Source organism: Streptococcus sp. SS-4456 (assembly GCF_036680365.1).
Classification (GTDB): Bacteria; Bacillota; Bacilli; order Lactobacillales; family Streptococcaceae; genus Streptococcus.
Genome location: NZ_JAVIHI010000057.1, coordinates 1 through 11,268, shown reverse-complemented (window position 1 = coordinate 11,268; position 11,268 = coordinate 1). Strand labels below are relative to the sequence as shown.

The 11,268-nt window shown below is 44.7% G+C and carries 10 protein-coding genes; 4 read left to right on the top strand and 6 right to left on the bottom strand.

Annotated features, from left to right (window positions below; translation table 11 throughout):
* Positions 1-295 precede the first annotated feature (295 nt).
* The 4 genes from RFK25_RS10780 to RFK25_RS10765 all read right to left on the bottom strand — a co-directional run bounded on the left by RFK25_RS10780 (position 296) and on the right by RFK25_RS10765 (position 4,220).
* Positions 296-469: a hypothetical protein gene (locus tag RFK25_RS10780; RefSeq protein WP_332413417.1), complete on the bottom strand. Its 174-nt coding sequence runs from the start codon at positions 467-469 to the stop codon at positions 296-298.
* A gap of 63 nt (positions 470-532) precedes the next feature.
* On the bottom strand, positions 533-1,366 hold the full coding sequence (locus RFK25_RS10775) for a hypothetical protein (protein ID WP_332413415.1): 834 nt from the start codon (positions 1,364-1,366) through the stop codon (positions 533-535).
* Between the two features lie 341 nt (positions 1,367-1,707).
* The gene (locus RFK25_RS10770) at positions 1,708-3,018 is read right to left on the bottom strand and encodes a LysM peptidoglycan-binding domain-containing protein (RefSeq protein WP_332413414.1); all 1,311 of its coding nucleotides are present in this window, start codon (positions 3,016-3,018) and stop codon (positions 1,708-1,710) included.
* A gap of 218 nt (positions 3,019-3,236) precedes the next feature.
* Entirely contained in the window at positions 3,237-4,220 is a 984-nt protein-coding gene (locus RFK25_RS10765) for a Gfo/Idh/MocA family protein (protein ID WP_332413413.1), read from the bottom strand.
* Positions 4,221-4,304: 84 nt separating this feature from the next.
* Here RFK25_RS10765 and rnhC point away from each other — a divergent pair, with 84 nt between their 5' ends.
* The 4 genes from rnhC to RFK25_RS10745 all read left to right on the top strand — a co-directional run bounded on the left by rnhC (position 4,305) and on the right by RFK25_RS10745 (position 9,638).
* Positions 4,305-5,195 carry a ribonuclease HIII gene (rnhC, locus tag RFK25_RS10760; protein ID WP_332413412.1) on the top strand — a complete coding sequence of 297 codons (891 nt, stop codon included), beginning with the start codon at positions 4,305-4,307 and terminating at the stop codon, positions 5,193-5,195.
* A 9-nt stretch (positions 5,196-5,204) separates the two neighbouring features.
* Positions 5,205-5,819: a signal peptidase I gene (lepB, locus tag RFK25_RS10755; RefSeq protein WP_332413410.1), complete on the top strand. Its 615-nt coding sequence runs from the start codon at positions 5,205-5,207 to the stop codon at positions 5,817-5,819.
* A 504-nt stretch (positions 5,820-6,323) separates the two neighbouring features.
* Positions 6,324-8,816: an SF1B family DNA helicase RecD2 gene (recD2, locus tag RFK25_RS10750; protein ID WP_332413409.1), complete on the top strand. Its 2,493-nt coding sequence runs from the start codon at positions 6,324-6,326 to the stop codon at positions 8,814-8,816.
* A 117-nt stretch (positions 8,817-8,933) separates the two neighbouring features.
* Positions 8,934-9,638 (top strand): hypothetical protein, encoded by a 705-nt coding sequence (locus tag RFK25_RS10745; protein WP_332413408.1) that lies wholly within the window; start codon positions 8,934-8,936, stop codon positions 9,636-9,638.
* 358 nt (positions 9,639-9,996) lie between these two features.
* Here the strand turns inward: RFK25_RS10745 and RFK25_RS10740 are convergent, their stop codons facing one another.
* Complete coding sequence (locus RFK25_RS10740) at positions 9,997-11,070, bottom strand: LPXTG cell wall anchor domain-containing protein (protein ID WP_332413407.1); 1,074 nt, start codon at positions 11,068-11,070, stop codon at positions 9,997-9,999.
* A 17-nt stretch (positions 11,071-11,087) separates the two neighbouring features.
* Positions 11,088-11,268: hypothetical protein (locus tag RFK25_RS10735; protein WP_332413406.1), on the bottom strand; the 181-nt coding region annotated here is incomplete at its 5' end.

Below are 11,268 nucleotides of genomic sequence, written 5' to 3'. Positions count from 1 at the left end.
AGTCCAAAAGAAAACAATTTCCTTATTTTGACTATTGAACTCAACATATTTTTCATCAAATACCTTGATAGACTTGACAAATGGTAGAAAAGAATAGGGAGTAGATGGAGATGGGAACGGTAGCGGGCATAAAAGTCTGGAAAGAAAAGTCGCGCAAACAATATCCCAGTATAGAGCCAAAACATCACATTGATAAAGGTAAAGGGCCACAGGGACGCAAGCGTGTTGCGAACCACAAAAACACCCATTCCAAATAAGACTATCCGCAATATAAATTCAAATTTCTTCCCCATAGCTATTTCCTTCTAATGTCTGGTTGTTTTGCGACTGGTTTGATAAAACTTGGTTCAGTTGGTGTCTTCAAAGATGTCGCTCGCCTTTCCGCCTCAGTCATTCCCTTGCCAGAGCGAGGACCAGTTAGGTATTGAACTGGTTTGTAAATTTTCCAATTTGTTCCATCCTCATCCATAGACCAACACAAAGAAAGAGTAATGAAGGGAAGTTGGACAGGAACGACTGTCGCCCGGTGGTATCAAATTTCTGCATTATACCGCCTATCTACTTCCCACTTCTGTTGGACAGTAGAGCCGCCTGATGACTTGACCTTGAAAAGTTCCTCGTAAAAACCTGGCTTCAGATGTGGAAATACGGGCGAAGCTGGATCAAAGAAATGGTAAGAAAAATTATGCATGCTGTAATTAAAACGAATCGAAATCATCTTATACAAGAACACGAGAACCAGAGGGTGAATATAGGTGCCAACCTTTAAAAAGGATAGAAAGGCTGGTAAAGGGACCGACCCTGCTTGAAGATAGACAATACTTAAAAAAATACCACAGACGATAGCTAGGCGATCAAATCTTGGAGTCTTATTAAGAATAAATAGCCTTATCTTCTTAGGCTGATGCTTAAAAAATTTTGGCACCTGCATATAACCAGAACGATCTGTTCCAGCGATAAAAATTGCCGCACGATAGATGAGCCAAAAAGGTAGAATAATTAAAACACCTGCAAAAATCAGCATAGCGATTGCAAGAACAAATCCTCCAATTACCCGAAAGAACCCATTCTCCTGTAGCAAACTTTCCACACGAAACAAGGAATAGACTGTTGGAATGAACAGAAAAAGGACGACCGCTACCATAGCAAATAATTTTAGATAAATCTCCTTATAAAAGGTCGATTGCCGTAGATCGTTCATTTTGTTACTGCCGAAAAGCAAGACCACAATTCCCACTACAATATAATTAGCTAATTTGCTTGGATTGGATAGACTAATGCCAAAAACATCCCAACAAACAATCAGAATAACTATCTTCAGAAAAAACAAAGCAAGATTGCCAATAGACTGAATCCCTTTTAACATATATAACTCCTTAAAATGTATTTGCATATCTCCTATGCTTCTGTCTATAGCATAACAAATACTATGGGTAGTATTTTACCCACAAGGAAAATTCTTAATCTCGTGGTCAAGTTTTTATTCTAGTTTACCCTATTTGTCTATGCCGCTTCCATTATAGCCCCCGTATATTTTATCAATATATTTGATAAATATTCGCCTTTTTTGGATTTACAGCTATTGCTCTTGTGATAAGATTGTTTTTTCCTTATTTTATGACAGATATTCAATAAAAACATTCCCTTTTATCCAATAAAAGGACGCAAAAAAACTCATCCTCTAAAGGATGAGTTTTACTATTTGTCTTATGGATTAAATGACACGTGTACGTGGTCGTAGTGGTTTTCTGTAATGCTTCCGCGGTCTGGCATCAAGTTCCAAGTGTAAGCTGGACCGTAGATACTGTCAAATGGCGCATAGAAACGTTGTTTCCAGATGATATAAGAAATGTTTTTCGCACCCATATTAGCAATAGCATACTCTGCCACCTGGTCACCTAATGCTGAACTTTGTGGTACCATGAAGTCAATTGCCAATCCCTTACCATGGTCGCCAGAATCACCAGGACGGTAACCTGAGAAAGAAGTAATACCGAAGGCGTTAGCTACTTCTGCACGGAAGGCTGCGACCTGTGGTTGCAAGCCTACATCGTAAGAGCTAGTTGCTGCTTGAGCTGCCGCCGCCGCTTGAGCTTCCGCCGCTGCTTGAGCTTCTGCTGCCGCTTGGGCTTCTGCCGCTGCTTGAGCTTCTGCTGCCGCTTGAGCTTCTGCTTCTGCTGCCGCTTGAGCTTCTGCTGCCGCTTGGGCTTCTGCTGCCGCTTGAGCTTCTGCTGCCGCTTGGGCTTCTGCTGCCGCTTGAGCTTCTGCTGCTGCCTCGGCTGGAGCTTCTACTGCTGGCTCAACGGCAGCTGTTGCCTCGGCTGGAGCTTCTACTGCTGGCTCAACGGGAGCTGTTGCCTCGGCTGGAGCTTCTACTGCTGGCTCAACAGGGGCTGTCGCCTCTGCTGGAACTTCTACTGCTGGCTCAACGGGAGCTGTTACCTCGGCTGGAGTTTCTACTGCTGGCTCAACGGGGGCTGTCGCCTCTGCTGGAGCTTCTACTGCTGGAGCGACTGGGGCTACTACAGGAACTTCAGCCAAGTTTACAACTGTATTATCAATAGTCGCCTGATTAGCTGTCACATCCACAGTTGCTTGAACAGTTTCTGCTGGATTTTCCTGGCTTGGTGTTTCAATTTCAATCTGGGTAACTTGATTGTTTTGATCAAGAGTAGCTGTCAAAACTGTATCTGGGAAAATCAAGTTAATATCTGTAATCTGATTGATTTTAGCCAACAAATGCATATCAACATTCATAGCTGAAGCGATAGCACTAAGGGTATCACCATACTTAACCGTATAAGTCAACTGACCTTCATTGTTGGTAATTTCAGTAACGATTTCTTCAACAGTTCGTGGTGTCCACTCCAATGCGAGAACTTGTGGACTAACCATACCAGTTGTGAAAAGTGAAAGGGCCAAGGTTGACGCGTACATCATTTTTTTATTTGTTTGCAAAAGGGATGTTTTTCTCTTACGACGCATATGCTTTGGTTTTGTAACTCTTTTACGTTTCATCTTCTATTCCTTTTCTGATTTGATAGTACTATCATACCTAATTCTGTTGTGAAAAACAAGAACGAAGAGGGCTTTTTAATAAACTGTTGCCCTTATGTAATATTGCTTTTTTTCTGTTACACAACCTATATATTTGTTACAGTTCTGTCACATTACTCACCAAAGAAAGCCATTCCCAAAATCTACCTAAAGCTCCCAAATAGAATTCAAGAAGCTTTCTAAACTTCCTCCGGATAAACCAAGCCCCATTCTTTACGGAGTTGGGTCATAATATCCATGACATCTTGGGTAAATGCTAGGTGCATGGTATTTTCGATACCAGCGACAGCTTTTTCCATATCCGCCACTTCATAAGATAGCGCCTTGGCTGTCTCGCCTGCTTCGATTACCTCTTGACTACCGTCTTCTGTATAGGTAATGACTGCCTTCTGACCACGAGGATACTCGTAGAGTTCGATGTAGCCCTTGTCGTAGGCAATAGTGCCCCGTTTTGGCTGCTTGGCATGGAGAGTCAAGGCGATGGTCGCCATTTCTCCTACATCATTGCTGAGCAAAATCCCTACCTGCTCATCCACACCTGTCGGAGCCAATTTAACCTGAGATAGTACCTGATTTGGCTTTTCCGTCATAAACCAACGGACAAAGGAAAGAGCATAGACACCGATATCTAAAAGAGCACCTCCTGCCAAGTTCTTATTGAAGAAGCGGTTGGTCATGTCGTATTCCTTGTAGCTACCAAAGTTCATCTGAATCATCTTCAAATCTCCAAGTTTGCCACTTGCAACAACTTCGCTCAACTGACGATAGATTGGCATATGGAAAATGGTCATGGCTTCTGCCAGAATAACCTGATTTTCCTCTGCCAACTGAATAGCTTCTGCTAATTCTTCCGAATTCAAGGTAATGGACTTCTCACAGAGGACGTGTTTCCCAGCCTTCAAGGCCTTTCTCAAATAATTGATATGGGTATTGTGAGGCGTTGAGATATAGATAATATCCACTTCTGGATCCGCAAACACCTCATCGATTTCCGCATAAACCTTTTCAATCCCATATTTTTTTGCAAACTCCACACCCTTATCATAGGTGCGGTTGGCTACCGAATAAAGATTGCCACCCATTGCCTGCAAAGCCTGAACTAATTCATTGGCAATGACACCCGTCCCCAAGGTCGCCCACTTGTACTGTACTTGATCTTTCATTGTCTACCTCACTTTCTCCTCCTATTATAGTAAAAACCACCCTTTTCTGCACACTCTAACCCGCATTTGTGATACAATAAAAACATGAATACTCTTGTCCTAAAGCCATCAACCCAGCAAAAACAGGCCATGCTAGCCCACTACGACCGCTATCGACAGGCTAGCAAAAATCCTTATATAGAAGCATTTTTCAAACTAGCTGATGCTAGCTTGTCCATCTATACTTCAGGCAAGGTCGTTTTCCAAGGGGAAATGGCAGAGCAGGAAGCAAGTCTCTGGGGCTATGAGCCAGAACGCTCTGAACAGTCGACTAGGCCAGGTCAAGACCTGCCCATGATTGGGACCGATGAGGTTGGAAACGGGTCTTATTTTGGAGGTTTGGCAGTCGTTGCCAGTTTTGTCCGCCCAGAAGACCATGCCTTTCTCAAGTCGCTTGGCGTGGATGATTCCAAAAAAATGACAGACCAAAAAATCTGCCAAATCACTCCTCTCTTAAAAGAGAAAATCCCCCACCAAGCTCTGCTATTGTCCCCCAAAAAATACAATGAGGTAATCGAGCAGGGCTACAATGCGGTGTCTGTCAAGGTCGCCCTACACAATCAGGCTATTTTCCTGCTCCTACAAAAGGGAACCCAGCCTGAGAAGATTGTCATTGATGCCTTTACTTCTAGCCAAAATTACCAAAAATACCTGAAGAAAGAAGCCAATCAATTTGCTAATCCAGTGACCTTGGAAGAAAAGGCTGAGGGCAAGTACCTGGCTGTAGCAGTATCTTCTATCATTGCAAGAAGTATGTTTTTAGAGAACCTTACCCAGCTTGGTCAACTGGTAGGCAGAAACCTACCTTCCGGAGCTGGAAGCAAATCCGACCATGTCGCAGCCAGCATCTTAAAAGAATATGGTCTGGCAGGCCTAAACCAAACTGCCAAGCTCCACTTTGCCAATACGCAAAAAGCACAAAAATTAGTGAAATGAGGAATAAATATGGGAAAAAGACGAGGCTTCATAGCCTTCTTAGCTGAATGGGGGACACTCATTCTCTTTATGATCGCTCTCTTTGCTAGTCGCTACTTCTTGTGGGACCCTGTATCCGTTGATGGTCATTCTATGGATCCTACTCTCCAACACCAAGAAAAGTTGGTAATGTTCAAAACCACATCCATAGATCGTTTTGATATTGTCGTGGCCAGCGAAACAGACAGCGATGGTAAAGAAAAATTGATTGTTAAACGGGTGGTCGGCATGCCCGGCGATACCATTCGCTATGCAAATGATGCCCTCTATGTCAATGATCAGGAAGTGGATGAACCCTATCTTGATGAATACCTATCAGCCTTTCAAAAGGACAAATTGCAAGAAGAATATGCTTACAACAAACAATTCCAAGCCGTTGCCCAAACTGCCCAAGCCTTTACACAGGATGCCAATGGTTCTGTTGATTTCAGCCTTACAGTACCAGAAGGACAATACTATCTCTTAGGTGATGACCGCCTAGTATCTTTAGATAGCCGTAGCGTAGGAACATTTGCACGCGACAGTATCAAGGGTGAAGTTGTCTTCCGCATGTGGCCTTTCAATCGAATTGGAACTGTTGATTAACAGAAACAAGGGAGTGGGAAAGAACTCGACTAGTCTAAAAAAGAGTTCGTCAACAGATCCTTATTTCCAGTTGTTGAGCTGAAATAGTCTATGCCCAGACATCAATTTATGTGAGCTGACTGCCGTCAGCTTATATCTCCCACTTTAAAAGGTCTCCCAGACCTTTTAAACTCCCACCCCCGCATAGCTCCAAAGGTTTGGGGAACCTTTGGAGGTCGGAGATAGAGCGAATAGAGTTCGCTACAAAACAGTCAGAGTAGTGACTGTTGGAGGTTGGAAATAGAGCGAACGTTGTGTTCGCAACAGTCGTAATGGTCAGATCTGGAGTGTAAAACATGAACTGCTGAGATTTGCTTTGCAAATCTTATCTCCTACCTTTAACAGTCTCCCAGACTGTTAAAGCCAATCAACCACTACGCTGAGATGTTGACACGAACACTGAGAAGTGGGCCAGGGCTTTTTGCCCAGCCTCTTCTTTTTTCACTATTTTAGGAAATATTCTCTATGAACGAAGTTTATTTTACCGGCACCATTGACCGGATCATTTTTGAAAATCCTAGTAATTTTTATAAAATCCTGCTCCTCGAAATTGAGGAAACAGATGCCGATTATGAAGACTACGAAATTATTGTAACAGGGACCATTGCTGATGTCATCGAAGGAGAAGACTATCGCTTTTATGGCAATCTAGTCACCCATCCCAAATACGGTCAGCAGCTGCAAATCACGCGCTACGAACGCAGCAAGCCCACTTCTGCTGGTCTAGTCAAGTATTTTTCCAGCGACCATTTCAAGGGAATTGGTCGAAAAACAGCCGAGAAAATTGTTGAGCTCTATGGCGATGATACTATTGATAAGATTTTGGCTGAGCCTGAAAAACTGACCCAAATTTCTGGACTATCCAGCAAAAATAGGCAGTCCTTTATCGAAAAACTCCGCCTCAATTATGGAACGGAGCTGATACTAGCCAAACTAGCTGAATACGGTATTCCTAATAAGCTAGCCTTTCAAATCCAAGACCAGTACAAGGAAAAAACACTTCAGATTATCGAGGAAAATCCCTATCAACTGGTCGAAGATGTACAGGGACTTGGCTTTACCATTGCCGATAGGATTGCCGAAAACCTAGGAATTGCCAGTGATTCACCCCAACGTTTCCGGGCTGGTATGCTCTTTAGCCTCATTCATCGCTCTATGGAAACAGGTGATACCTATGTGGAGGCTAGAGATTTACTAGAAGCTACCCTTGAACTGCTGGAAAAATCCCGCCATACCGAACTTGACCCTGCTGCTGTTGCCCAAGAATTGACCGGTCTGATAGAAGATGGCAAGGTCCAGCAGGAAGGCACCAAGATTTTCGACAACAGCCTCTACTTTGCCGAACATGGTATCCATAAAAACCTGACCCGCCTGATGGGAAAAAATGGCTTCAAACCCTTCCCACGCGCAGACGTAGAGGCTGCCATAGCCGAGCTGGAAAGTATGTCCTCTTTGACCTATGACGATATTCAAAAAGAAGCCATCGTCCAAGCCATTACCAATCCGCTTTTCATTCTGACAGGCGGACCAGGGACTGGAAAAACAACGGTTATCAACGGTATTATCGCGGTCTATGCCATCTTGCATAAGATTGATTTAACACGCAATCGAGAAGAATGCCCAGTCCTTCTCGCAGCTCCAACTGGACGAGCAGCCAGACGGATGAATGAATTGACAGGGTTGCCTTCTGCCACCATCCACCGCCATCTGGGGCTTGTTGAAGGACAGGAAGAATCCTACCGAGATGATTACCTCGAAGCCGACTTCATCATCGTAGACGAGTTTTCTATGGTCGATACTTGGTTGGCCAACCAGCTCTTCCAGAACATTTCATCCCAGACCCAGGTTCTCATTGTCGGCGATGCCGAGCAATTGCCATCTGTCAGTCCCGGTCAGGTCCTAGCTGACCTCTTGAAAATTGACAAGCTACCCAGCATCACACTGGAACGCATTTACCGCCAATCCGATGATTCGACCATTGTTACCCTAGCCAGCCAAATTCGCCAAGGGGCCTTGCCGAGCGATTTCCGTGAGAAAAAGGCTGACCGCTCCTATTTTGAAGCGCAAAACGAACAAATTCCAGCCCTGATTGAGCGCATTGTCGGTGCAGCTATCAAGTCAGGCATCCCTGCAAACGAAGTCCAAATCCTCGCTCCCATGTACCGTGGTGCCGCAGGCATTGACCAGCTCAACACCATGACCCAGGCCCTGCTCAATCCCCTAAAAGACGGAGAGCTGGAATTCCTCCACAACGAGCAAGCCTTCCGCCAAGGCGACCGAGTCATCCACCTAGTCAACGATGCTGAGGCCAATGTCTTCAATGGTGATTTGGGCTACATCACCGACCTCCTGCCTGCCAAGTACACCGACTCCAAGCAGGACGAGATAACTATCAACTTCGATGGTAGCGAGGTCACCTATCCACGCAATGAATGGTACAAGATTACCCTGGCCTATGCCATGTCCATCCACAAGTCCCAAGGCAGTGAGTTCCAGGTCGTTATCCTTCCCATCACCCGCACCAGCCACCGCATGCTCCAGCGCAATCTGGTCTACACTGCCATCACCCGCTCCAAGAGCAAGCTCATCCTCCTGGGCGAAATCTCCGCCTTCGACTACGCCGTCAAAAACGCTGGCACCCTCCGCAAAACCTATCTGGTCCCACGTTTCCAAAGGGAAATAGCAGAGCAGGACAGCAAGGAAAGTCTGACAGATAACAACGAAAGCAAAACAGCCACAGCCACTCAAACCCAGCCCCCTGCCCAGTCAGATAAGCCAAAACAAACAGAGCCAGTAACAAAAAACAGCCATCAACTGTCCCTTCTTGACCAAGACCAGCCAGAAAAAACAAGTGTACAGCCCAGAGAATACATTCTGACTGTGGACAACCTGCTAACCATCGACCCCATGATTGGTATTGAGCAGGCAGACATAAAGGAATTTTTCAAGATTAAGTAACAAAAAGATTTCTTTTGTTACAAAAATATTACAAATGTTACAAAATTGTATTGACAGGCTTGTTTTTATTTGCTATACTCTATTTATAAATGGAATGTATAAACGGAGGTTATTCAAATGAAAAAGATATTCAACTACTCAGTATTGTTGCTTTCTGTAACCTGTCTCTTAACAGCTTGCACATCAAAAACGCAAGAAAGTAAATCAGAGACAGCTACAAGCAAAACCAGTCAATCAAGTACCAAACAGACTAGCTCCTCCCAGCCTGCTAGTTCCCAAGAAACGACAACCGAAACCAGTTCATCAGTAGAGGCTAGTCAAGAAGTACAACAAGAACAACAAACCCAGGGCTCTCAAGCCGAAGAGAGCATCCTAAGTACCGAAACAACACACACTCAGCTCCTTACCCTACCTGCTACCACTATTCCAGATGGTCTGGTTGGAAAATGGCAAGGAAGCAGCCAACAAGCCCGTTATGTTGAGGTCACTATCAGCGCAGACGGTACCTTTACGACTTACGAAGATTTTCGTCAAAGTGAAGATGAGGAAGAGGAACACCTCATCCACACCTACACAGCTCGAGTGACCGACCTAGTAGAGTATAGCCCAAACCACTACCTCATCCGTGGACTTGAGGGCGAAGGTTCTGCCCTTCTCCCAGGAATGACTGGACTGGGTGGACGTATTGCGCCAGGATTTATCCTAGAGGATGGACAGTACAAGGTCCTTATGTGGGGAAATCCTTTCGACCCATCTATAGAAGCCAAATATGACCTGGTATCAGAACCTCATGTATATGTGACCTTGGACAAGGTTGAGTAGACAGAACCAACCAGACCCTATTTCAAATACGTAAAACGAATGAAGCAAGCACCAACCATATGATCAGCTTGTTCCATTCGTTTTTTTGTATGGATACTATGTAAGGACCCTGTTGAGAATTCCTGGATTTATAGTCATTTGAAGAGCTTTCAGACAAGGAACCGAGGTGCAGGTTGCTAGAACAGCCTATGGCTTGTTCTAGGTTGGAAATAGGACATGCGAAGCAAGTCACTTCCGTAGAGTAGGTCAAGTCGAAAGCAACGATGTATCAAAGTTCTTCAAATGTCTATACCTGTACACTAGAATAAAAAAACAAGGAGGCTGGCTCCTTGTTTTGAGATTAGTTAGTTAGTAAAGATTAGTTTTCTTGTTTTTTAACAAGCATTGCTGCTGCACCAAGAAGACCAAGAGCAGTAGCAAAGTAAACCGCTGTAGAAGCTTCACCAGTTTCTGGAAGTTTTGCTGATGATGTCGTTGAAGCGGCAGTTGAAGTTGCTGCTGGTGCTGAAGCTGATGATGTTGCTGCTTTAGCTGTTGGCGCTGCTGATGCCACTGGTGCTACTGCAGCCACTTCTGCTTTAGGAGCTTCAACTGGCGCTGGTGCAACTGTAAGTGTTGCTGGGTCAATCGCTGGAAGCTCTGCTGCTGTTACGCCTGTACCTTTTGATGATAGATACTCACCGTTTTCATCTGTAGAAACTTCTACTGTTGGCAATGCTTCTGCTGTTACGCTCTCACCTTTTGCTGTTTCCAAAGCTGGCAATTCTGCTGTTGGAAGTGCTGGTGCTGTTACGCTTTCACCTTTTGCTGTCTCAATAGGTGCTCCAAGTGTTGCAGGGTCGATTGTTGGAAGTTCTACAGTCGCACCTTCACCTTTAGCATATAGATAGAACTCGCCATCTTTACCACCGATTTCTACTTCAGGAAGCGCTTCTGCTGTTGGTGCTTCTACTGGTGTATTTGTAAAGTACAAACCATTTTCGTCCAAGGCAACTGCTACTTCATTCAAGGCAGGAGCAGTAACACCTTCACCATGCTTAGTAAGTTCTACTGTGCTTAGGTCTAAAGCTGGCAATTCTGCTGACGCCGTAACACCTTCACCATGTGCGTAAACATATGGCTGACCATTGTCGAAACCAAGTGCTACTTCTGGAAGTTCAGCAGTCACACCCTCACCATTCTTAGAAATATCAACTGTACTTGGATCCAAGGCTGGTTTGTAGTCAGAGTTCAATACGCTGCTACCTTTTGCAGTCAATTCGCCTGTATTGATATTGAATGATGGAATTGGATCTGCATAAGCGCCAGTACCGTGAGCAGTTGCTACACCGATCTCATTAGCTGATACAGTCGTTCCCACCAAAGCAAGAGCTGCCAATGATACCAAACCGATTGAGGTTTTTCTCAAAAGATACGTTTTCTTTGTTGACATAAATGTCACCTTCCCTTTTATAATAATCTACATTTGAAATAAAGCTGAGATAATATTCTACTATTATCCATGTCTTTTATCCTAACCATTACCTTATAAATGCAATGATTACAGATATTATTGGGGGGGGGGGGGGGGGGGGGGGGGGGGGGGGGGGGGGGGGGGGGGGGGGGGGGGGGGGGGGGGGGGGGGGGGGGG